The sequence below is a fragment of the Sphingobacterium zeae genome (assembly GCF_030818895.1).
In the GTDB taxonomy this organism is placed as follows: Bacteria; Bacteroidota; Bacteroidia; order Sphingobacteriales; family Sphingobacteriaceae; genus Sphingobacterium; species Sphingobacterium zeae.
On record NZ_JAUTBA010000001.1, the window covers coordinates 1,900,182 to 1,925,085 of the forward strand.

The following is a 24,904-nucleotide window of genomic DNA, read 5'->3' on the forward strand; positions in this document are numbered from 1 at the left end:
GGAGACCCGATGAATAAAATGATTATACTGTCATCCATAGTGTTTCTACTCTTTGGATGCACCAAGATTGAGGACAGCTACCCGTATGAAGACTCTGTACAGGAAAGCTGGACAGCTATTGCAACACAGGTTTCCGATAAGATGATTGCAGGGTTCTGGAATGAGTCCGGGTATTTTAACAATGCGATCAATCAATCCGATCTGGGATTTCAATATTGGCCCAACGCACATGCCATGGATGTTGTTATCGATGCTTATCTACGGACGAAAGATGCCAAGTATAGTGCCTATTTCAGCAAATGGTTTGAAGGTGTGAAGATCAAAAATGGCAATACTTATTATAATGTATTCTATGATGATATGGAATGGAATGCATTGACCATATTGCGCTTATATGAAATTACCAAGGAGCAAAAATATCTCGATACGGTATCACTTTTATGGAAAGATATTACCGGTGCATGGGATGAGCAATATGCAGGCGGCGGATTGGCTTGGAAGAAAGATATGCGCTATAGCAAAAATGCTTGCTCGAATGGGCCAGCTAGCATTCTGGCAGCTAGATTATATCGTTTGACAAAAGATGAAAACTACCTGACCTGGGCAAAGAAGATCTACGAATGGCAAAAGGCAACCTTGTATAATCCGTCAACAGGTGCTGTTTATGATAATATTAATGGTCAGACAGGTAATGTGGATATGACGACCCTTACGTATAATCAGGGAACGTTCCTTGGTAGCGCGGTTGAGCTTTTTAAGATTACGAATGACCAGCTTTATCTAGTTGATGCGCAAAAAATTAGTTATTACACGATCACACGTTGTATCGATGGCGGGAATAATATCTTGCGCGACGAGGGAAATGGCGACGGCGCATTGTTTAAGGGAATATTTATACGATATTTCGTAGACTATTTAAATCAGGAAGGAATTGATGCAGCCTACCGCAGTAAGTTTGAGAAGTTTTTGGTCAATAATGGTAAAATTGCCTGGACTAAGGGAACGAGTCTACCGACGTTGTTCTTTGGCCCATCCTGGGCGCAGCCACCGATTGGCAACAGTGAAATTACGGCCTATACAAGTGCAGCCATGCTCTTTGAAGGATTAGCAAGCTATCAAAATAAATTAAAATAATTGAACGAATACAAAGAAGCCTTCGTGATCCAACAGGTTCCGAGGGCTTCTTAAAGAATTATATGCAGATGAAACAAATTACTAAAATAACGACCACTGTATTACTGTCAGGCTTATGCTATCTTACCAGCAATGCACAGCGCAGCAAAGGACAGTCTGCTGAAAGAGCCCAAGAGACTTTAACTGTTATTTATGCTAAATATTGGAAATGCGAACAACCAGCTGTTGACGGAGAAATTTCCATATGACGAAAGCTTTAAAGCAGACTATCTTGATAATCCCGAACAGGCAGCCGGGCAAAAGAAATATGCCTACCTATGGCCATTCTCGGGAAGCTTTTCCGCTGTAAATACATTGATGGAGCTCCCGAAGAACAAAGCTCTTTATCAAAAGATCCTGGACCAGCGCGTGCTGCCGGGATTAATGGAATATAGGGATCATTCCAGGGAGCCTGTTGGTTATGCGTCCTATATCAATTCTGCTCCGGCATCAGACCGGTTTTATGATGACAACGTTTGGCTCGGAATCGATTTTACCGATAGCTATGTGCAGACAAAAAAGATTGATTACTTAAAGCATGCAGAAGAGATCTGGACTTTTGTGAAAAGTGGTGAAGATGAAAAGCTTGGCGGTGGAATCTATTGGTGCGAGCAGAAGAAAGAGTCTAAAAACACCTGTTCGAACGCTCCTGCAGCAGTATTTGCACTCAAACTGTTTGAGGCAACAAAAGACAAAGAATATCTCAATGAGGGGCGACGTCTGTATGAGTGGACGAAAGCAGGACTGCAAGATCCAAGGGATAACCTGTATTGGGATAATATTCAGCTCAATGGAAATATAGGTAAAGCCAAATATTCCTATAATTCCGGACAGATGTTGCAAGCAGCGGCATTGTTATATAAGCTGACTAAAGAAAAAAAGTATCTCCTTGATGCACAGGTTCTAGCAAAATCCTGTTTAAGCTATTTTTTCCAAACTAGGGATGGGGAAAATTTCCCAATATTAAGGAATAGTAATTTATGGTTCCATGCCGTAATGATGCGAGGGTATGTTAGTTTATTTGAACAGGATGCTAATAGAACCTATCTTGACATTTTCGCTAAAAACCTTGACAGGGCTTGGTACAAAATGAGGGATCAATACGGACTGTTTGATGTTGATTGGACTTTAGAGAAGAAGCAAACGTCTAAGTGGCTATTGGATCAATGCGCTTTTGTGGAAATGTATGGACGTTTAGCGCAGCTAGGGTATTAGTCAAGCTTAATATCATCATTTACCTATGTTAACACCGACATAGACATATTTACCTCATTTGTATACTTAGTGGCTAAACAGCAACGTTTTGATTGGGTGCTGTCCAGTTTGTCCGTTACTATCTAAACGGACAAACTGAAAACATACGCTACACCAAAGTTTTTTTACACCTACTTTTTAGCCACCTTTTTCTCCAAATATCCGCTGAATAATACCATTAAATAAGCAAGTAAATCAAATATTAAGGTAAGCCACGGAGTGTAAGCTAACCCTTTGTTAACAATAACCCACCGGCCAATAGTTGTCACAATAGTTATACCTCAGTTTAACCGATCATGTAATCAATGGTTAAACCCAGTAGAAGAACCATTACTGAAAATGTGATTAATCCTAAAACATATGCAGCCAGTGCTTTAAAGTAATTTCCTGCCTTTTTAGCGTCGAAGAATTGTCCTATTGCCCAAGAGCAATATACGATCCCTACAATGCCGCCAACATTAGCAATACGCATATGAGTGACACCTTGCAAAATGGAAAATACGGCATAAATGAGCATGCCCATTCCCATGACAAAGCATAGTAAGATTAATATTTCAAAAAAGTTATAATTATACTTTTTAAAAAATAGCTGAATCCATGCCGCAATAAATACACCCATAATGAGGTTTGCATAACCATAATGCCCCTGTACCCACGCAAACAGTACTCCTGTAGTGGATGGCTTAGCTTCGTTGTAATGGACATATTTGTCTTCAAGATGGAAGAAGTGCGTGATAATGGAGTATATCAACGAAGTCACAATAATGAATATAATCGGTTTGACTAGCCGACTTCGATTTTCCGAAATGTATTTTTTTACATTTTGGCCGGGAGTGATAATAAGTTCTTTGATCGTATATAATATACCCCTTTCAAAATGAAGTACATGCTCAATTTCATGAGTAATGTAATGTGCGTCTATTCTTTTGAGAACCGCTGGCTGTCCGCAGTCTGGGCAAAATTTTGAAGCAATGGTAGTTCCGCAGTTTTTACAGTTCATATATCAGTGATTTTTGAGTTAATTGAGCTGGCGAGATGTATTTAGTAGACGTGCAAGAGTTTCCGTATTACTAAAGTAAAACATTGCAAAAAAAAATTAATACGGTTTAAAAGTAGACAGATTAATAGGAAGAGCATCTTGTTTGGTATTTATTTATTTTGCGCGTTTCATTTGGTGTCGGTTGTTATATCCATCAAAAATATTGGAGTTTATACTAAATTGAACTACACCTGAGTGTAGTTTTAGAGTTACTTATGAAAGTTTTTTCTTAGAATCACTAATTACCGTAAGGATGCCATGTTCTCCAAGGAAGTCAAGATTTCTTTGATTGCTAATAATTTCATAAGCTTTTGTTTTTAAATAACTATTGGGGAATACTGTAGCATAGCTCATCTTAAAAAATCTATTTATATATTTGTAGGCACAGTAGAGGGGAGCAAGTGCTTCTATCACGACTGGTTTACAAACAAAGTTAGGATCTAATACCTATGAAAAGTCACATCCCTATCGACGAAATTGCCGAACTATTACTTCGTGTTTCTAATGGAGATGAACAGGCCTTTCGTACTATTTTTGAAGATTACAAAACTCCTATCTATTCTACTATTTTTAACCTGAGTGACGACGAATTCATGGCTGAGGAAGTCCTGCAGGATACTTTTATTCGACTTTGGAACTATAGGAATAAACTCATCGAAGTCGATAATTTTGATGCATGGATCTATCGTGTAGCAAAAAATGTATTTCTGACAAAGATTAAGAAAATGAGTCCGTCACAAGAGCCTTTCGACCTTATCCTACACGATATCTTCGCCACCCCCAAGACCTATAATGATATCGAATACCAGGAGTTGGAAAAAGCATTTGAACAGGCCATACAGTGCCTATCTCCGAAACAACGGATCACTTACCAACTGGTGAAGATCGAAGGCCTTTCTCGTAAAGAAGTTGCAAAGATACTTGACGTCTCGGCCGAAACTGTTAAATGGAATCTGGATGAGTCTGTTAAAAAAATAAGATCCACAATGACCGAAATGCTAAATGACCTCCCATTAGCGCTCATTTTTTTCTATTTGCAAAAAAAATAAATTATTCTCCCCCCCAAAAGGAGCTCTGCGAAAGTCATAGTAATAAAGGGATTCAGGTTTTGAAATTTTCCGGTCCCCAATTATATATGCCCTATGATTGATAATGATAGCTATATAGACTTGTTGATACAACGTTGTTTGGATCGTACAGCGACTGCCGAAGAGCGAAAAGTGTTGATGCGAGTATTGAAATATACAGACAATGAGAAGGTTGAAGAAAAGATTGTTGCTGCATTTCAGCAAGAGCAGATCAGGTTAGAGCCGTCGGATTCTGTTTGGACAGCGATAGTACGGCAGATGGCTAAAGAGGCTCCGATAACACCTATTCGCAAAAATAGTGCTGTATTGCAGTTTGTGAAGTATGCTGCTGCTGTATGCGTGTTTTTAATGATTCCGTTATACTTTTTCAGGGATGCTTTGCCGCCTGCTATTACTAAGTTAAATTTAGGACACAAGGTAAACGAGATTTTGAAAGATAAAACTCTAGAGGCTACTTCGGAAGAACTTGGCGATGAAATTCAGTTGCTTCTCTCTCAGGACAGGAGTGTAAATTTATTGGGTCGGGACTCTGCAGCACTTGCCAATGCCGAGAAATCTATACATATAATCCATAGCGATAACAAGATTAGCTATACACTCGAAGATAGCGCCTCCCACATCATGGCTGGTACTACGATATACCATACGATCAAAGTGCCTTATGGTAAACGTTTTTCTGTTAGGTTGATTGATGGTACCACGGTATTGCTTAATTCAGGCACAGCGTTGCGATACCCTATTAATACCCCGCATAAAGATATGGATTTGTATTTATCTGGAGAAGCCTATTTTGATGTTGCTAAATCGCAGAATAGAAAGTTTAACGTACACGTGCTCGGTAATCGGCTTAAGAAGGAGCATATTGTTCAGGTGTTGGGCACACAGTTCAACATCAGGGCATTCCACAATGAGAAGCAAAGCGTAACTACCTTGTATGAAGGCTCTATTCAGGTGTCGGGACTCACAGCAGTCCCTTTGCACCTAGAGCCATCAAAACAAATTGAGGTGGATCAGCACTTTGTCATATCTGCTGCAGATATGGAGCAGAGTTCGGCTTGGAGAAATAATGTGTTTTATTTCGACAATACCCCGCTAGATGAAGTCTGCCTGGAATTGGAACGATGGTATGGTATAAAGTTTACCTATCGAAAAAATAAAGAAACAAAAAAATTACTTGCTCAAATATCCCGAAATAAGAGTCTAAAAGAAGTACTGGATATGTTGGCCCAAACCTATGATGTTAAATACGAATTCCGTGGAAAGGAGGTTATCTTGACAGATTGACACTTACCAAGTAAATAAAAAATTATGGTTTTAAAAACCAATAATTTTTAACCCTAAACTATAAAGAGCTAACCAGTCTTTACTTATACTATTTATGAAAAAATTTTTTAGTAACACTAGACATAGATGCTGCCTGTTGTTTTTTTGCAGCTTTATTTTCGTGACCAATGTCTTTGGACAACAACCAAAGATAACGATTCAAAAGAAGGGCATTACGGTAGATGAACTTCTTAATGAACTTCGGAAGCAAAGCGGACTTGATTTTGTATCGCTAACTTCCAAAATCAATCATTTCCAAAGAATTGATGCAAATTTTAAAGATGAACCGCTCTATCAAGTGCTGGACAAATATTTTAATGTTCGATCGGGTGTAGTATATGTATTTAAAAATAACAGTATCATTTTGATGGATGAGCAGAAGGCCAAGATGCGCAGAATCAGCGGAGTAGTACACCGCGAAGACACAGATCGTGAGATGGCCGGTGTTTCGCTCACTTTTACCGATAAGGCAATTAAGGCTAACACAGATCTAAATGGAAAGTTTATAATCCAAGTACCTGAATATGCCAAAGCGCTGGATGTCTCTTATTTAGGATTTAAAAAGAAGACAGTGCCGCTAACATCGGCGACCAGTTATGTCATTCATTTATCGCCCACCCTCCAGGAGCTGGATGAAGTCGTCGTGACAGGTATATTCAACCGTTCTGCCGAAAGTTTTACCGGAGCCACTACAACCGTTAGTGGTGAGGAAATAAAAAAAATTAATACCAATTCGGTACTAGCTGCAATATCGGCTATAGATCCAGCCTTTAGAATGGTGGCCAGTAATCAATTCGGTGGGGATATAAATCGCCTTCCAGACGTACAGATGCGCGGACAGAACTCGTTTCCGAACCTCAGTGGCGAGCTTTCCAACAATCCAAATGAACCTCTTTTTATATTGGATGGATTTCAGGTCAACCTGCAGCGTGTCGTTGATCTCGATATGAATCTGATCAAGTCGATCACACTGCTGAAAGATGCGTCCGCTACCGCTATATACGGTTCTAGGGGGGCCAACGGTGTCATGGTCATTACCACAATACCTCCAGCGGCAGGGAAAGTACAGGTAACCTTTACAAACGATTTTAGAATAGCCGCACCTGAATTGGGTGTTTACAATCTGTTAAATGCCAGGGAAAAGCTGGATTTCGAAAAGCGTGCAGGCTTTTACACCAGCACCTTCAACATCGGTCAATTGGGCAAAGATGTACTGTACAATTCACATCTTAAAAATATTCTGGAAGGTGTAGACACTGACTGGTTGAAAATTCCAACTCAGATTGGGCGTAGTAACCGTTCTTCCTTACGTGTTCAGGGAGGTGATGAAATCTTTCGCTATGGATTGCAGTTCACTGCTGATATGCAAGAGGGAGTAATGAAGGGACAGGATAGGGATAATTACAGTGGGCAGGTCGACCTGAGTTACAATGTCGATAAGTTCCGCTTTATGAACTCCCTGCGTGTGTTCCAAAATAAGGCCAATGTTTCTCCCTACGGAAATTTTAGCGATTATGTGAAAGCTAATCCCTATTTTTCACCGTATGATGCTGAAGGAAATATTCCATTATTGCTAGAACAAGTTTATTATCACGAATCATACGAACCTTATACGACGATAAACCCTTTATACAATACGACCTTACATTCTGTCAATAAATCGGCATACTTTGGTGTGACCAATAATTTCTCTGTGCGATATAATATTATTCCTGGATTATTTGTGGAGTCTAATTTCAGTATTACAAAGCAGCACGATGATGCTGATCAGTTTTATTCTGCACAGGATTCCAGGTTTGCCTCTATTGCCGAGCCAAGTCGCCGCGGATCCTATACCGCCCGGACAGGGAAGTCTTTTGGTTATGAAAGTTTGACCACGGCCAATTATAATGTGCAATTCGGAAAAAGTCAGATCTTTTCGATGCTGGGGTTCAATGCTAAAAATGCTACAAGCGAATTTTACCAGATTGTAGCAGAAGGATTTCCGTACGACCGTCTGGACAATTTGCTGTTTGCCAATCAATACCAGATGAATGGCCGACCCACGGGCGATGAAAGTACGACACGCAATATCGGTCTAGTATATTCAGGTAACTATAGCTATGACAACCGTTATCTCATGGACCTTTCGGTACGTCGGGACGGTTCTTCTCAATTTGGCACAGACAGACGCTTTGGTACATTCTGGTCTGCGGGTTTAGGATGGAATATTCATAATGAGCGTTTTTTCAAAGATAGCCCCATTATTAACAAACTCCGCCTAAGGGCAAATTACGGAAGCACCGGATCGCTGAACATTCCAGCATATGGTGCTCAATTTAGGTACAGTTTCGGTGTCGGTTCTTCCTATTACGACCAGCTCGGAGCTATACTGAATAATTTAGGGAATTACGACCTGAGTTGGCAAAGTGTCTATAAGTTAAATATTGGAATGGATGCATCGTTGCTGAACCAACGTTTAGATCTTCGAATGGAGGTTTACAGAGACGATACGAAGAATGCTTTAACTTCGGTTACACTGGCCCCTTCGACCGGTTTTAGCAGCTATTCGGAAAATCTTGGCGAGCTACGGAATACCGGTATGGAATTCTCTGCGCGATATGCCATTATCAATCAAAAGGCAAAGGGTGTAATGTGGTCGGTCAATGTAAATGGATTCACGAATAAAAACATACTTAAGAAATTGTCCAACAAGTTGAAGACGGCTAATGAAGATCTGAATACGGCAAATTCGGGTCAGATTTACCCGAATGTACTGTTGGAAGAGGGCCAGTCTATGAATACAATATTTGCGGTGCGCTCCCTAGGAATTGATCCTGCCACAGGTACTGAAATGTTTTTAAAAAAAGATGGGACGACTACTTACGATTGGGATATTAAAGACAAGGTTCCGGTGGGGATACAGCAGCCGAAATGGAACGGTAACTTTGGATCTAATCTGATCTATAAAGGGTTTGAGCTGAATTTAATCTTTAACTATCAATTTGGTGGGAAACTCTATAACTATACCTTGGTAGACCGGGTCGAGAATGTGGATATTGCGCAAAATGTAGACCGACGTGCCTACGAACTGGGATGGTCCAAGCCGGGGGATGTGTCTCTCTACAAACGTATCGTGGCTACACCCAATACTACGAAAGCTACCTCACGGTTCGTTCAGGATGACAATAACCTGAAACTGACCTCTGCATCTTTAGGGTATAATTTTTATGGCAAGGCATTTCTAAAAAGATTGGGTTTCAATTCCCTTTCTATTACAGCATTGACAAATGATCCGATATGGTGGAGTTCTGTCCAGCTCGAAAGGGGTACGGACAACCCATTCGCCCGCAATTATTCACTATCGCTTCGCGCGAGTTTCTAAATAGAAGAGATTATGAAAATATATGTATTTTTACTAGCATTAACGACTATTTTGTCTCTCTCCAGATGCAGCAAGTATCTGGATGTTGAACCTAAATCCTCCGTTGCTGAGGAACAGATGTTTGCTTCTGAAATAGGGTTTGAACAGGCTTTAGTAGGGGTATACTCCCAACTCAGTAAGCAGAGCATGTATGGAGACCGGCTCTCCCTGGGTTTTGTATCAGCCTTGGCACAAAATTATACCCAATCCAGTTCGACAGCACCTTATTATGAGACACGTTCGTATAATTACAACAGCGACGAGGTCAGAAATATCCTTAGTGAAGTTTGGAGCAGCTCGTATAATGCTATTGCAGGGCTGAATAAAATTATCGAAAAGTCAACTTCTAACAAATCTGTTCTTTCTTCAAAAGGATATAATTTGATCCGTGGGGAAGCGTTGGCGTTACGGGCTTATATCCACTTTGATCTTTTCCGTTTGTTTGGTCCCGACTATCAAGTTGGAAAAGGACAAAAGGCTATTCCCTACGAGACGAAGGTGGATGCTTTTGCCAATGTGCCCGGGACATCGGAGCAGGTATGCAAATTGGTATTAAGCGATATTGCAGAAGCAGCAGCTCTACTTAAATCCGTCGACCCGGTTTTTGAGGATGATACCGACCTGAATACCCGTCGTATCCGATTAAATTATTATGGGGTCAAAGGATTAGAGGCTCGTGTTTACATGTATATGGGAGACAAACCTGCCGCAGCTAAAGCTGCTCAGGAAGTAGTCGATGGCGCGAAGTTTCAATTTGTCTCCAATACCGCAGTTAGTGCAGCGGCCGGATCGAAAGACAGGTTGTTCATGTCGGAGCTTGTATTCGCTCTACGCTCAAGGGATATTCTTAATTGGACACAACAATATTTCAGATTCTATATAAGTTCAGGAAGGGGCCTCACACGTACTTTGGCCAATATAAACACCTTGTATGAGAATTCGACCACCGATGTCCGTAGGCTCTACTTATTCGAACAAGATCAGAGTATATTGTTTCCTTCCAAGTTTTGGCAGACTTATACACCTGTGACGGGAGAAGGATTGACCTCGTCTCAGCGACGCGATCAACTGATACCACTTATACGTCTGTCGGAAATGTACTATATATTGGCAGAAGCTGCAACTAGTCCGGCATCTGGGGCGGTTGAATTGAACAACGTACGCTCTGCCAGGGCAGTAAATAAGCTACCAGAAGACGGGTCGGTTACCGATACACAGCTACAGAACGAAATTCAGAAGGAATATCATAAAGAGTTTTATGCCGAAGGACAATATTTTTTCTATTTGAAGAGAAAAGCAATCACGCGTATGCCTTTTATGTCATCTGATGTCCCACTATCTATTTATAAATTGCCTGTTCCTGACGTGGAATTGGAGTATAATCCTACTTATCAATAAGCCTATGAAAACAATACAATATTTTATTTTTGCTGGACTACTGTTCGCATTGATGGCCTGTAAAAGACAGGATACAATCTTGTTCGAGGGCGAAGAGCGTATTTCATTCTTTATCGGTGAGTATGATGTTGATTCGACCAGTTACACTTTTGCTTTTGACCCGGTGAAAAAAGAGCGGGATACCATTTACCTCAAAATGCGTATACAGGGCAGAACGCACGATAGCGCTAGGGCGATTAAAGTTAAACCAGGTGCTGGTACCACAGCTGTATTGGGGGAAGATTTTCTTTTTCCGGAGGTAATACTTCCAGCAGATTCCATTACCATAAACTATCCGATCATATTGATCAATACCCCGAAAATGGAAGCGCAAGCTTTACGAATCGTGGCCGAAGTCGTAGCCTCCGACGATTTCTTACCGGGTGGTACTGGACAGGTTATCGATGGTACTAAAGCCATTAATTCGTACAAGATCTGGGTGTCTAACAAGCCTGAAAGACCAGTTTACTGGGACGATGCGGAATACTACTTCGGCTCTTTTTCTGCAACCCGTATACGTTTTATGATTAGCGTATTAGGAATCTCCGATTTTTCGTATGATGCTATAGGGGCCTATGGATCGTATACTTATCCCGTAATTCTACGCAATGCTTTAGCAAAATACGAAACGACGAACGGCCCTTTGATCGATGAGTTTGGGCAACGCGTAACTTTTTAATTCAGCACACAATGATAGGAAATAGATTTTTAAAATATACTATAGGCTACTTAAGACTTGGTCTGATAGCTTTACTTATGCAGGGCTGCTCCTCGTTTGAACAGGATTTTGATATAACACCAATTGGTGAAGTGAAAATTCTGATGGACAAGAGCGAATACGATGTGGTACAACTGGAAAAAATACATATCCCGGTTACACTAACTGTGCCACCGGGGAAAATGGGGCGGTACACCTATCGCTGGAAAGCAATGACCAACGAAGCCATCTACATATTGTCGGATAAAAAGGATTTGGATACCATCATTAATTTGCCACCCCAGCAGTATAATATTCAATATACGGTAACCGATCTTGATAACGGTCTGGAATTTAACAAGCAGCTGTTTTTGAATGTAAATGGTGCTTTTTATGAAGGTTGGCTGGTTTCTCATAATCAAGGCGGCAAGGGCAAACTTACATTTATTCGGGCTGACGATGTGGTTTATCCGGATCCGGTAGGACAGGCAAATAACCTATCCTTTCCAGAAAACTTAAAGGCGACGTTTTACACCCAAATACCTTATAAGGCCAAATACGCATCGATAGCCAGCTTTACTGGAACAGAAATATTTCGCTTTGATCCAAATACATTTAAATTGACGGGCAAAAGTCAGGAAGTTTTTATGTCTCCAAGTGGTTATGATCGAATAGCTTGGGATAGTGGGTTAGGTGGTATAGATCAGTATTTCATTAATAAAGGTGAAATTCATGTTGGTATGGGAAGTTTTTACCCCGACGATATATTAAAGCCTTATACACCTGGCCTTGGTGGAGATTACGACTTGTTTCCTGCCGTTATTTCTTCAAACGCCCGAAAAACTTTCTTTTACGACAACAAGTATAAGCGATTTATGGAGATTCCATATTTCGGGCGGGAAATAACTCCTGCAGCCAATAGTTCAAACACAACTTTGAGCATAATGGATATGTCAAATGTAGGCAAGACTATGATAGCTGCCGAGAAAGGAAGGACTAGTTATAGTTCTGGTGTGTTTTATTTTGTATTGGAGGACAACGAAGGACGTTATGTGACGGGGATAAATAATTCGGATCCAAGTTTGTTCCAGAAAGTTCTGGATAGTCGCTGTCCTGAGTTTAGCAAGGCGAAACTGTTTGCGGCATCTGGCTTATTTCAGCATATGTATTATGCGGTAGGTAACAAAATTTATCTATACAATATAGTGGCTAATACCGCCGAGTTACTCTATAGTTTTCCAGGCTCTCAAACGATTACAGACATCGAGATTAAGCAAAAAACAAGTAGAACGCTTGCCGTAGCGACCTTGGATGGTACTACTGGCGCCCTTAACCTTTTTGATATAAACGATTTAGGTCAATTTGTTGATGGAACCCCAAAAAAGGTTTTTGGCAATCTTGGCCATATTGTCCATATAAGTTATAAATAAAATCATGAAAAAAATCAGCATTATACTAGGTCTAGTTGCACTGTTGTGTACAGCACAGGCACAGAATAAAAAAGCAGTTACGCTTCAGGAACGCCTGGCTGCTTTAACGGAGATAAAAGATACCAAAGCATTGCAGTCAGCTTTAAAAAAATTGGAGCGAAGTAAAGAAGAAGCCGACAGAATGGTGGCGTACTGGTATTACTATGGACAGAAAAATGAAGAAAAGATAGACGCGGTTCAGCAGGCAGTTATGCGAGATTTTCCGAACGGTCAACTTTCAATTCAGGAGAAGTTAAAAGAAATTAATAGCATTAAGTCGCTTGCCGAACGCGACTTTCAATTTCAAGCGCTTTTGAAGGAGTATCCCAATGCTCCTGTAAGTTTTGATATGTACAACATGGCCAATGCCTATGCTGCCGAAGGGAATGTTGAAAAGATGATCCAATATGCTACGTCTTATGCGGATAGAGCTTTGGACCGAAACGGCAACCATTTGGATAAAGCATGGGTTTTATCCAACTGTGCGCAAATTTTGAGCAGGAGTAACCCCCAAGCCGCCCTACCATACCTCGAGGATGGTCTTGCCTACCATAGATCCGATCTTTCCAAACCAGAGTTGGGAGATACCGAGCAGATCCGAAAGGAACGCCGTCGTCGAGGAGAGCAGGCATATTATATTTTGCTTAGTAGCTATGCCGATGCTTTAGGAAGAGCGGAAAGAGCAGCCGAAAGCTTACAACTCGTTGCAGCCGTGAGGCAAGAGTTGATGCTCAAACCGTCGACGGAGCAGGGTAATCTGGAGATTATGGATGGAGCCTATTTAAATGCCCTACTGGCCAACAAAAAATATGCAGATGCGCTTCCGTATCTCGAAGAACAGTATATCAAAGGTCATACTGGCGTTGTAACTGTCGATCTGTTGCAAAAAGGATACGTCGAAAGAAAAGGATCGTCGGAGGGATATGAGGAATATCAAGCTGCGTTAGACAAAACCAAAATAGCGAATGCTGAAGCCGAAATGATGAAAAAACTAGTATCAAAAGACGCACCCGACTTTGAATTGAAGGATTTAGACGGTAAAACTGTGCGACTGGCTGATTTACGTGGAAAAGTCGTCGTGCTCGATTTTTGGGCTACTTGGTGCGGTCCATGCAAGGCATCCTTTCCAGCTATGCAGAAAGCGGTAGATCAATACAAAGACGATAAAAACGTTCGCTTTTTGTTCTTGCACACTTGGGAACGAGGTGGGGGGGATGCTACGGTCAATGCCAAGAAGTATGTCATTGACAATAAATACAATTTCGAAGTGTTGATGGATCTGCGTGATCCATCAACGAAGGAGAGTGCTGTAGCGCAAGCCTACAAAGTAGACGGAATTCCAACAAAGATAATCATCGATCCACAGGGACGTATCCGGTTCGAAACATCAGGCTTTTCTGGCGACGAGGCGACCGCGGTGAAGGAACTTTCTGCCATGATTGAGTTTGCGCGAAAGAGTTAATTAAATAGAGTCTTCTAAAAATCCTTTAGGGGACTCTATTTTGTATTAACTATCGACAGCTTTTGCCCTTCCAATCAGAAGGAGAAACTACATTAGGCACTATTTAGCTACATAGAATGTTGTCCGGCTGGCAATATTTTTTTTCGAAAATCGAGCCAGCGACTGAAAATTGGAAGTAAAAAATAATAATAGATAACCTCATCATTAATAATACATATATGAAAATAAAGATAATATTAATCCAGATCGTACTTTTGTGCCCCTTTTTGGGTTTTGCTCAAAAGGAAAAAAAAGAGCATTATATCATTCATGGTCAAATTGATAGTATGCCTCAGGGAAAGCAATATGTTTATCTTTCCTCCATAGTCAGAGATCAGGAGTTCCATACCGATTCAGTACTGATGAAGGACGGAAAGTTTACATTCAGAGGCAGGGTAGACGAGCCTTGTATGGTAAATATTTACATCAATGTACCGGGACGGAAATATCCGGCTACGATGAAATTATTTTTAGAGAATGCTAAGATTAACTTGCGTGCAACTTGGGACAAGTCTGCTCATGAATATGTGAAAAATTTAAAAATTACCGGTTCTAAGGTACATGAAGAAAATGAGGATCTGTTTGATGGAGCTATGAAACGATCCGGAAGAGACAAAATTAGGGAAGCTTATTTGGAAGCCGAAAAACGGCGTGATACCGCTCAGATGCAAGCTTTAACAAGTGCAAATAGGAGCGCGCTGGAACTTTATACAAAAGAGATCAACGATTGGATAGCGGCAAATCCGCACAGTTTTGCGACGCTGCGATACAAGAGCATGATTATTCCTCCGGATGAAGCTGGATTGGATAAGTTTGAAGCTGAACTGGGCCAAATGGATTCGGTTCTCCGTTCATCTTTCCTTGCACGGACCATCTACGCCGACATTAATGAACAACGTAGCCGTCTGAAAATAGCTCCGGGAACCATGGCCATTGATTTCGTACAGCCTGACAAAGATGGAAAGCTCGTACGCCTTTCCGATTACCGAGGAAAGTACGTATTTGTTGATTTTTGGGCAAGTTGGTGTGTACCATGTCGCGCCGAAAATCCACATGTTGTAAAAGCATACAATGATTTTCATAAAAAGGGCTTGGAGGTGTTGTCTGTTTCTGTTGATGATAAGCGAGAAGCGTGGCTAAAAGCGGTAGAACAAGACCAGCTCCCTTGGACGCAAGTTTCGGATTTAAAAGGCTGGGAGAATTCTGCCAGTCGATCGTATTTGATCAAGGCAATACCCGCGAACTTCTTGATCGATCCTTCTGGGAAAATAATAGCATCCGGGCTTCGAGGTGACAATCTTCATAAAGAACTGGAGCGTGTATTCGGAAACATCAAATAATTTTTCTAATTACTTTTTATTGTTGATAAAGGCCTTTTGAACTTCGTCAACAGCTTCAAAACTCTGCTCAAGCAGAGTTTTGGATAATTTTTATTTCAAGATAAATTTGTCGTAAGTTAGTTGCTTGTTTTTCATCTCGAATTTAATACAAAGATCATATTGTATTGTGTGAATATCGGTTTATCTATTGATTTTCTGTGAGTTCTGTGCTTTGGTAGGGTAGCCAAACTGAAAAAACTGCTGCGGTAAACATATATTTTATGCCTTTTCTGTTTATTTTCTTGTCTATTTTCTTGTTTTAACTTCTTTTTCTTGTAATGCCAACTCGTCGTTGTGTTTAATGTTGTTTTTTTCGATTATTGCTGTAAATAATCTTGTATAGATAGTAGCCTTAAGTTGTCAATTAAAAAATTACTTCCAGTTATGAATCGAAAATTTAAAACGATAGCCTTCATTTCGCTATTGTTCATTACTACCGGCATCCAGGCCCAGGTAGGCAAATATGTATGGAAAGATTCCACAGAGGGTGGATATACTTATAAGTATGTGACTAACGACCCTATTCGCACCCGTTTTTACACATTAAAAAATGGTCTCACTGTTATCCTCAGCGTCAATAACAAACAGCCCCGTATTCAGACATACATTGCTACCAAGGCTGGAAGTAAAACAGATCCTAAAGATCATACCGGATTGGCGCATTATCTCGAGCATATGCTATTTAAAGGTACCGATAAGTTTGGTAGTCTCGATTGGTCGAAAGAAAAACCACTGTTGGATCAGGTTGACAATCTGTATGAAAAGTATAATCATACAACAGATGCTAATGAACGGGCGGCGATTTATAAAGAAATTGATCGCGTATCCGGTGAGGCATCTAAATATGCGATTCCTAATGAGTACGACAAGCTGATGAGTAGTATGGGCTCCAAGGGGACCAATGCGTTTACATCTTTTGAACAGACAGTATACGTGGAAGACATTCCTAATAATGTGCTCGATAAATATTTGACAGTTCAGGCCGAGCGCTTCAGGAATCCCATACTGCGTTTATTCCATACTGAACTGGAATCGGTTTACGAAGAGAAAAATATCAGTTTGGATAACGACAATAGAAAATCTATTGAAACTATTTTTGCAGCCATGTTTCCAAAAAATAATTATGGTAAACAAACTGTTTTAGGTTCTGTAGAACATCTTAAAAACCCTTCACTAAAAGCAATACGCGAATATTACAATACGTATTATGTGCCTAATAACATGGGGGTGATTATGTCCGGTGATTTTAATCCCACCGAGGTTGTTCAACGTATTGACAAGGCATTTTCCTCCATGAAACCCAAAGCTGTTCCGGCCTACACTTTTGATAAGGAACAGGCTATTACGAGTCCCATTACTAGAACTGTCATGGGACCGACAGCAGAATATCTGCTTCTGGGGTTCCGTTTTCCAGGGGCTGCCGATCCTGACGCACAAATTCTGAATCTTATGGCCAACGTGCTTACCAATGGCTCCGCAGGATTGATTGATTTGAATCTGGTTAAATCGCAAAAGTTATTGGGTGCAGGTGCATTTCCCTATGTATTGAAAGATTATTCCATGTTGATTCTTCAAGGGAATCCAAGTTCAGGTCAGAGCCTTGATGATGTGAAGAGCCTATTGCTGAGTGAGCTCGACAAATTACGAAAAGGCCAATTTTCAGATGATCTGTTGACCTCTATCGTGAATAATGAAAAGAAAGCGCAGATCAAGTTATTTGATAATTATACCAGCACTGCTGAGCAACTCATGTCAGGCTTCACATCGGAGGTTGATTGGGCAAAAGAATTGGGATATACCGATCGTTTATCAAAAATTACAAAAGAAGATATCATACGTTTCGCTAATAAGTATTTGTCTGATGTCAACTATGTTGCTGTCTATAAACAAAAAGGGCAGGATAGCAAAGTGGATAAAGTAGTCAAACCGACCATTACACCAATTACTGTTAACCGAAATGTTGAATCTGCCTTTTTGAAGCAGATCAACGCGATGCCTGAGCAGGATATCAAACCTAAATGGATTGATTTCTCAAAAGATATGTCAACAGCTAAATTGAAAGATCTAGAAGTGTTGGCCGTTCAAAATAAAAATAATGAGTTGTTTAGCCTTACCTATCATTTTGATTTTGGAAGCTGGGACAATAAATTATTAGGCCTTGCAGTGGGATATTTAGAGTTTTTGGGCACCAAAGATAAGAGTAGCGAAGACTTTAGTAAGGCATTTTACAAATTGGCATCAGACTTTTCAGTCTCTTCAGGAAATGAGGAAAGTAGTGTTTCTGTTTCCGGGCTAAATAGTAATTTCGCAGCAACCGTAGACTTGTTGCAAGACCTTATGCACAATTGTGTAGTCGATGAGCAAGCATTCAAATCTTATATTGAACGCGTCAAAAAGTCGCGGGCTAATGCCAAGGAGAATAAGGCGGCCATCATGGAAGGATTAAAAGCTTATGCACGTTATGGCGGCAAAAACCCATTTAATTATACCTACACCGACCAGGAACTAGATGAGCTGAAGGCATCTGACCTCGTAGCTGTCTTACATAATCTGGCGAACGCTAAACATCGCATATTATACTATGGTCCGCACAGGGTGACTGATCTGGTAAAAAACCTGAAGCCTTTAAAACATCATGATTTGCCTTACTATGCGATTAAGAAAGGGATGAAATTTGCGGAAAAGCCAACAAGCGATAATAAAGTTTTGTTTGCGCAGTATGCGATGAAGCAGGCAGAAGTTTTCTGGATCCGTAATTCAGGATTGTTTGATAAAAACCAAATACCCACAGTGGCCTTCTTCAACGGTTATTTTGGAGGCGGTATGGGAAGTATTGTTTTTCAGACGCTACGGGAGTCCAAAGCTTTGGCCTATACTACTTATGCTTACTATGGACAGTCTCAGAAAAAGGAAAATCACGGTATGGTGGGGGCGTATATAGGCACGCAATCCGATAAGTTTAAAGATGCAGTTGGTGGTATGAATGAACTTTTGAATGAGCTGCCGGAATCGAAAATTGGCGTAGAATCAATTCGTACCAATTTGCTGAAATCATTGGCAAGTGAACGAATTAGTGGGGCAGGAATTCTTTCAAGCTATTTAGCCGCACAAAGACGTGGACTTACAGAGGACTCTCGAAAAATAATTTTTGAGAAGCTTCCTCAGCTGACATTTTCAGATCTCAAATCATTTCATATCGAAAATATCAGTCGTAAACCTTATGTCTACTGTATTGTAGGGGATGAAAAGGACTTAAATGGAGACATGATGTCTGGATTGGGAAATGTCAAAAAGTTAACTCTTGATGAAATATTTGGATATTAATCCAGGTAAAAAAAATGTTTAATGTTTAATGTTTATTGGGGCACATTCTTTGGAATGGCCCCTTTATTTATCTTCATCAGCACTATGTTATGACCAGCTAAAATAGTTACGTTGCCAACTCAAAGCCCAAGATTGAAACGATTAGATGCCGCAGTTCCTTATAACTAGTGCAACATAGTTATAAATGATTTAAAACAAAATCATATCTGCTCTCGACAGAACCGATCGGTACAGTGATTACCTCATATCCCAGATTTATATACGTTTCTTTCATATTACGATAGGTATTAACGGACTCTTCCCAGCTTTGCTTTCGCTCCATATCGGTTTCATAAATTTCAGCCCATGGTGGTAATATGAAAACCTTTCTATTATAAATTGTATCCTTTACAGTTTTAATTTGGTCATCAGTTATAGGTATATTTTCCATTTTCATGTAGCACAACGTATCTGCCAATCCACGATCAAAAAAGACGGTTTTATCGCAAGTAACATTAAAAATTTGATTATAAGCTTGTAGCGATTCCTTAAACATCAGTTGTGCATAGATATATTTGTTTTTCCAGGGGACACCATCACCATTTTTACCCACTTGATCTCTAATGATGGCTCGAGCAGATTCAGGAACAATTAAAAATCCCTTTGTATGAAGATAGTCAACTAATGTTGTTTTGCCAACACCGGGGCCACCTGTGATAATATATAGGTTCATAAATGTCGATTGGATTTTTATTTCATATTATACGCTGTCGAAGAACATTGCGGCATTATTCAAGTATTTTGCCATCAATCTAATGATTTTATTTCTTAAATTAGACCTATGAATACTAATTTTATAACCGTTTTAACTCTTTTAACCATCCTTTTATCATCATGTTCTGGTACCCGAATTGCCACGATGAGAAAATCGAAGATGGAGCAGCTTGAACTTGGAATGTCTAAAGTACAGGTTGTTACTATTCTTGGGCCATCCTATTCAATTTCTCAGAAGGAGGCAAGTGACAAAGATACCATAGAAGTAATTTCTTACAGAAATATTCCTTTTGATGATGAATTCTATTTATTTCGGTTCAAGAATAATAAATTGGAGAAATGGCATCGAGAATTTCAGCCGATATACAAAGAAGTAAAGCCCTAGATTTTTATAATAAAAGTTATTCCTGATTTTAATCTCGCGATATGCCCATATTGCCTAAGCTAGAGGTGCAAAATTTTAAAAGGTTTTATAGCTTTCTTTTCCTTAGCTTTGTCGTTTACCAAGAATTGAAAATAGCCTTCCATGGATAATATCATCGCATCTATACGTAAGCATTTTGATGTAAGAGATGAGTCTTTAGCATTACTGATCAGTGGTTTAAAAGAACTGAATGTACCCAAAAAGACCATGCTGATACAGCCAGACAGAAGTGATAAAAATATTTACTTTGTAGAGAACGGAATCGCCAGGGCCTACACGATACGCGATGGAAAAGAAGTTACTTCTTGGTTTAGCAAAGAAGGGGATTTAACTAAATTGTAAACATCGAATGATGTATACGAATAGAAGGAACAATGATACCGTTGCTCCTTCTTTTCGTTTACCCTACTCTACTGAGCACATCCTATTTAAGGCATCAATACAGCATCTATCACATGGATTACCCCATTCGATTGATTGACGTCAGCAACCGTTACTTTTGCGCTATTACCTTTTGCGTCTTTTACATATACGTCTTTCCCTTTCATCCAAAAAGTAAGGTTGCCACCTTGGACTGATTTGGTTACATAAGTTCCTTTGCCATCCTTAATTGCTTGAACGATCTGTGGCGCGTTCCATTTCCCAGGAATCACGTGATAGGTCAATATTGAAGTTAATTGCGCCTTGTTTTCTGGCAGCATTAAATTATTTAGAGCCTCTTTGGGTACTTTAGCAAAAGCATCATTCGTAGGAGCCAAAACTGTAAAAGGACCTGGTCCCTGTAAGGTTTCCACAAGGCCTGCAGCCTTTACTGCAGTAACCAACGTTGTGTGATCTTTAGAATTGACTGCATTCTCAATAATGTTTTTGGAAGGATACATCGGTGCACCACCTACCGTAACAGTTTTTTCCTTTGTTTGAGCGTGGCTCATATAAGTGCTTCCCAATAATGTTGCTGCTGTGGCAGCCGCCCATAAGATTGATTTCATTTTCATGATCTTTATTTTTTATATGTGGTTTAAAACTTTTATACGATCATTTACGACAAAACGGAAAGTTTGGATTGCGGTGATCGATAAAATTTAAAACAATACGTAGCAAAAGAACACTCTTCTTAGCTCTGATTTTTTTAACTAGGTAATCGAATTAGCATACTAAACTGGACAACCATAGCTATTCCCAATAATTCAAACCTTTATGAATTTGCTGGTGTTTATGTGATGATAACCATTTTGCATGGCATAGTAAATAATAGATGCATCTAAACAAAACATCAGAGATTGTGAGAAGATAATCAAAACGATATTACTCAGTCCTTAAAGTACAGTTATGAAGAATAAAAAACAGAGTTTTTTCTACAGGAACAGCCTGTCCATCGTTTTTATTGCTTTATTTTTTTTAGCGTTCGGCGCCCAAGCTTTTTTTGGATGGAGAGAGCATAACGACGAGTTAAAAGAATTGGGAGGCCAAGAAATTGGATTTTTTGCTTATTTGGAAACTGGTCATTTTTTCTCAGCAACATGTGAGAATTTCCAAAGTGAATTTTTACAGATGGCACTTTATGTGATGCTTACGATTTCACTTCGACAGGTGGGATCAGCGGAATCAAAAGATCCAGAAAAACCTGAACAAGTCGATCGGATGCCCGACCCGGGACGTGAAGGGGCACCTGGTCCAGTAAGAAAAGGTGGTTGGCGTTTAACGCTTTACCAGCATTCCCTTTCAATTGCCTTTATAATCCTATTCATGTTGAGTTGGGCCGGTCATCTGTACGGTAGTTTTAACGACGCTAATCTTCAGGAATCCCTTCGTGGCAGAGCTGAAAAAAGTTTAATTGATTTTATCGCAGAGCCGCAGTTCTGGTTTGAAACTTTTCAAAACTGGCAAAGTGAATTCTTATCGGTTGCATCTATTGTATTGTTGACGATCTTTCTTCGTCAAAAGGGATCGCCAGAATCAAAGCCAGTAGATGCTGCGCATACGGAAACGGGTAAAGGTTAAGTGTTTGCAATACCAAAACTTTCATTTAAGTAGTGGACGCAACACTTCATAAAACATGACGTGAGCAACACATAAGTTATCCAAATTAAGTTTTGAAAAGGTTTTACCACTACTCATATAATTTGTAACAATGGTTTAACTTGCATACTGACGACCGAACAGCGGAGTGGCTGTGATACGATAAAGGCGATAGATCGAGCTATGTCTTCGGCATATAACATTTCCATCGCTCCGATTTTTTCACGCTGCTCTTCGGGTGGATAAGGCTGCATATCGGTTCCAACTGATCCCGGTTCAATAAGGGAAACCTGTATACCCTTCGGATTAACTTCTTTGCGCAAAGATTCGGTAAATGCTTGAATACCGCCTTTTGAACAGACATAAACGGAACTCTGTGCCTCTCGGACATCTGCACTCATCGAGCCTACATTAACGATATGCCCTGATCCGTGGGGTTCCATCCTGTACAGGGCCGCTTGTGAACAGCTCAGATAGGCAAGAACATTAATACGTAATAAATAGGCCTGGTCTGAATAGGTTCCCTCGTTAACCGATTGATAAGCGACGGCGGCATTGTTTATCAATACATCCAACTGATCATACATACGGTCAAACTCCTGAAAGAGAGCCTTTATTCCATCTTCTGTAGCCAAGTCCACAACAATGCCGTTTAACGAGCCAGTACATGTAATCTTATTGAAATCTTCCAGCGTGTCCTCCAACTGGCGTTGGTGATGACCGCATATGAAAACATGATTTCCCATTGAAGCAAGCAATAATGCCGTTGCACGTCCAATACCTGTCGTACCACCGGTTATTAATATATTTTTATTCTTTATCCATTGTGGCAGGACAGAATTTTCATAATTTGTTTGATCTTTTATCATCATTTTATAATTAGTGACTATTTATTTTCAACCGCATCAGGGGAACGTTTGCTTATCTAAATTCGTTTGATACAAGCTTTTAAGGCGTATTTGTTCACTTTTTTGCGTATTTACCGATAAAACGATTCCTCCATAGAATGGTTCATCCCTAACAATAATTCATCGTAATTATACACCTCTGGGGCTTGATATAAGACATCCCGCCTTCAGAATAATCAAAAGTACTATGACACGAGACGGAATCAATAGAAGTTTTTGGCAAAGCGCTGAATCCCCCAACCTTTCATCGGACTTCATCGATCTAGCCTTTGACACCATTATCGTTGGAGCAGGAATTACCGGCGTTACTTTAGCAAAGGAATTACAAGATAGGGGTATTAAGTGCCTGCTTTTAGACAAGGAAAATCCCGGATTCGGTACCACGGGCGGAACTACTGCACATATCAATAATTTTTACGATGCTTCCTATAATGAGATTATCGATAATTTTGGAGAAACAGCAGCGCAACAGCTGCTTCTCAGTACATTTGATACCGTAGATTACATCAGAAATAATATTATTAGAAATAGAATCGGCTGCGATTTTTCTGTATGCGATTTTTTTCTGTTCAGCGCAGAGAAAGAACAAAACGAGCAACTTGATCAAATTTATGCAGCCCATCAACAAATTGGATTGAAGACATCTCGGGTAAATTCGATCCCCTTTAACGTACCTTTTAAAAAAGCGATTCGCATCGAAGGACAAGCCCAATTTCATCCGATTAAATATATTGACGGGTTATTGTCCGCCTATATCAACGGAGGTGGTGCCCTCCTGACCAATCAAATTATTGAGGATTATGACAATGATGAAAACAAAATCAGCATAAAAACAAAGGATAAAAGAATCTTTACTGCCAAAAATTTGGTTTGGGCAACGCATACACCACCAGGAAAAAATAGATTTAATTTTCTATTAGCGCCTTACCGAAGCTATGTCGTGGTGCTGAAACTTTCCGAAGGTTCACCTAAAGCCGGGCAGGCTGCTGATTTGTATGATCCTTATCATTACTTTAGATACCATCATGCTGAGGACGGGCAATATTTAATCGTTGGTGGGTTCGACCACAAAACTGGAGATGAAAAGGATACGGAGAGACATTTTGATGACCTGAAACAATGGGCTGATGAGCATTTTGATTATGATGAATTGGTTGCGCAATGGTCGTCACAGTATTATGTTTCAGCAGACGGTTTACCTTATATCGGAAGAATGCCAGATGAGCGCAATGTTTACATCGCTACGGGTTACGGCGGCAATGGAATGACTTTCGGCTCAATGGCATCTTTGATCATTCCCGATTTGATCGAAGATAAGGAAACCCCTTTATCCAAATTGCTGTCGCCTGCCCGGGTGAAACCGATCGCAAGTGCTAAAAGTGTGGTCTCTGAAGGGGTGAATGTGGTCAAGCATTTTGTTATGGACAAGCTTTCGCCAGAGACAATAAAAGAGCTAGATGACATTTCCAAAGATGAAGGGAAAGTTGTACGTTTTGAAGATAAGGCATTGGCAGCCTATAGGGATAGGGAGGGTACATTATTTTGTTTAAATTCAGTGTGTCCACATATGGGGTGTACGGTAGCCTGGAATCCTTCAGAGCATACATGGGACTGTCCGTGTCATGGATCCAGGTTTGATGTCAACGGCAACATGTTGAATGGGCCTGCGACCAAAGGTCTATCTAAAGTCGATCTACATTTTTAATACAAACC

19 protein-coding genes are annotated in these 24,904 nt (G+C 40.2%); 15 read left to right on the plus strand and 4 right to left on the minus strand.

The window, feature by feature from the left end; translation table 11 throughout:
• The first annotated feature begins 9 nt into the window (after positions 1–9).
• Both QE382_RS07900 and QE382_RS07905 read left to right on the plus strand, forming a co-directional pair.
• Positions 10–1,134: a glycoside hydrolase family 76 protein gene (locus QE382_RS07900; protein WP_307185396.1), complete on the plus strand. Its 1,125-nt coding sequence runs from the start codon at positions 10–12 to the stop codon at positions 1,132–1,134.
• Positions 1,135–1,326: 192 nt separating this feature from the next.
• Entirely contained in the window at positions 1,327–2,388 is a 1,062-nt protein-coding gene (locus tag QE382_RS07905) for a glycoside hydrolase family 76 protein (RefSeq protein ID WP_307185397.1), read from the plus strand.
• 325 nt (positions 2,389–2,713) lie between these two features.
• On the opposite strand, the gene QE382_RS07910 is transcribed toward QE382_RS07905, so the two are convergent.
• A complete protein-coding gene (locus tag QE382_RS07910; protein WP_293884857.1) occupies positions 2,714–3,427 on the minus strand; it encodes a DUF3667 domain-containing protein in 714 nt (237 codons plus the stop codon).
• 488 nt (positions 3,428–3,915) lie between these two features.
• On the opposite strand from QE382_RS07910, the gene QE382_RS07915 reads away from it, so the two are divergent.
• From QE382_RS07915 to QE382_RS07955, 9 genes are all read left to right on the plus strand, one after another.
• Positions 3,916–4,515, plus strand: a complete 600-nt coding sequence (locus QE382_RS07915; protein WP_307185398.1) for an RNA polymerase sigma factor — start codon at positions 3,916–3,918, stop codon at positions 4,513–4,515.
• A 93-nt stretch (positions 4,516–4,608) separates the two neighbouring features.
• Positions 4,609–5,838 carry a FecR family protein gene (locus QE382_RS07920; RefSeq protein WP_307185399.1) on the plus strand — a complete coding sequence of 410 codons (1,230 nt, stop codon included), beginning with the start codon at positions 4,609–4,611 and terminating at the stop codon, positions 5,836–5,838.
• A 94-nt stretch (positions 5,839–5,932) separates the two neighbouring features.
• Entirely contained in the window at positions 5,933–9,241 is a 3,309-nt protein-coding gene (locus tag QE382_RS07925; RefSeq protein ID WP_307185400.1) for a SusC/RagA family TonB-linked outer membrane protein, read from the plus strand.
• A gap of 12 nt (positions 9,242–9,253) precedes the next feature.
• Complete coding sequence (locus QE382_RS07930; RefSeq protein WP_307185401.1) at positions 9,254–10,678, plus strand: RagB/SusD family nutrient uptake outer membrane protein; 1,425 nt, start codon at positions 9,254–9,256, stop codon at positions 10,676–10,678.
• Between the two features lie 4 nt (positions 10,679–10,682).
• Positions 10,683–11,396, plus strand: a complete 714-nt coding sequence (locus QE382_RS07935) for a DUF4843 domain-containing protein (protein ID WP_307185402.1) — start codon at positions 10,683–10,685, stop codon at positions 11,394–11,396.
• An 11-nt stretch (positions 11,397–11,407) separates the two neighbouring features.
• A complete protein-coding gene (locus tag QE382_RS07940; protein ID WP_307185403.1) occupies positions 11,408–12,844 on the plus strand; it encodes a PKD-like family lipoprotein in 1,437 nt (478 codons plus the stop codon).
• 4 nt (positions 12,845–12,848) lie between these two features.
• Positions 12,849–14,345, plus strand: a complete 1,497-nt coding sequence (locus tag QE382_RS07945) for a TlpA family protein disulfide reductase (protein WP_307185404.1) — start codon at positions 12,849–12,851, stop codon at positions 14,343–14,345.
• 218 nt (positions 14,346–14,563) lie between these two features.
• A complete protein-coding gene (locus QE382_RS07950; protein WP_307185405.1) occupies positions 14,564–15,724 on the plus strand; it encodes a TlpA disulfide reductase family protein in 1,161 nt (386 codons plus the stop codon).
• A 423-nt stretch (positions 15,725–16,147) separates the two neighbouring features.
• Positions 16,148–19,087, plus strand: a complete 2,940-nt coding sequence (locus QE382_RS07955) for a M16 family metallopeptidase (RefSeq protein WP_307185406.1) — start codon at positions 16,148–16,150, stop codon at positions 19,085–19,087.
• A gap of 178 nt (positions 19,088–19,265) precedes the next feature.
• On the opposite strand, the gene QE382_RS07960 is transcribed toward QE382_RS07955, so the two are convergent.
• Complete coding sequence (locus QE382_RS07960; RefSeq protein ID WP_307185407.1) at positions 19,266–19,799, minus strand: AAA family ATPase; 534 nt, start codon at positions 19,797–19,799, stop codon at positions 19,266–19,268.
• Positions 19,800–19,985: 186 nt separating this feature from the next.
• Here QE382_RS07960 and QE382_RS07965 point away from each other — a divergent pair, with 186 nt between their 5' ends.
• Together QE382_RS07965 and QE382_RS07970 are read left to right on the plus strand one after the other, a co-directional pair.
• The gene (locus QE382_RS07965; protein WP_307185408.1) at positions 19,986–20,225 is read left to right on the plus strand and encodes a hypothetical protein; all 240 of its coding nucleotides are present in this window, start codon (positions 19,986–19,988) and stop codon (positions 20,223–20,225) included.
• A 141-nt stretch (positions 20,226–20,366) separates the two neighbouring features.
• Positions 20,367–20,606: a cyclic nucleotide-binding domain-containing protein gene (locus QE382_RS07970; protein ID WP_307185409.1), complete on the plus strand. Its 240-nt coding sequence runs from the start codon at positions 20,367–20,369 to the stop codon at positions 20,604–20,606.
• Positions 20,607–20,692: 86 nt separating this feature from the next.
• Here the strand turns inward: QE382_RS07970 and QE382_RS07975 are convergent, their stop codons facing one another.
• Positions 20,693–21,259 (minus strand): fasciclin domain-containing protein, encoded by a 567-nt coding sequence (locus QE382_RS07975; RefSeq protein ID WP_307185410.1) that lies wholly within the window; start codon positions 21,257–21,259, stop codon positions 20,693–20,695.
• A gap of 334 nt (positions 21,260–21,593) precedes the next feature.
• Here QE382_RS07975 and QE382_RS07980 point away from each other — a divergent pair, with 334 nt between their 5' ends.
• A complete protein-coding gene (locus QE382_RS07980; protein ID WP_307185411.1) occupies positions 21,594–22,265 on the plus strand; it encodes a DUF6766 family protein in 672 nt (223 codons plus the stop codon).
• A 113-nt stretch (positions 22,266–22,378) separates the two neighbouring features.
• Here the strand turns inward: QE382_RS07980 and QE382_RS07985 are convergent, their stop codons facing one another.
• Positions 22,379–23,155 carry an SDR family oxidoreductase gene (locus QE382_RS07985; protein ID WP_307185412.1) on the minus strand — a complete coding sequence of 259 codons (777 nt, stop codon included), beginning with the start codon at positions 23,153–23,155 and terminating at the stop codon, positions 22,379–22,381.
• Between the two features lie 223 nt (positions 23,156–23,378).
• On the opposite strand from QE382_RS07985, the gene QE382_RS07990 reads away from it, so the two are divergent.
• A complete protein-coding gene (locus QE382_RS07990) occupies positions 23,379–24,896 on the plus strand; it encodes an FAD-dependent oxidoreductase (protein WP_307185413.1) in 1,518 nt (505 codons plus the stop codon).
• Positions 24,897–24,904 lie beyond the last annotated feature (8 nt).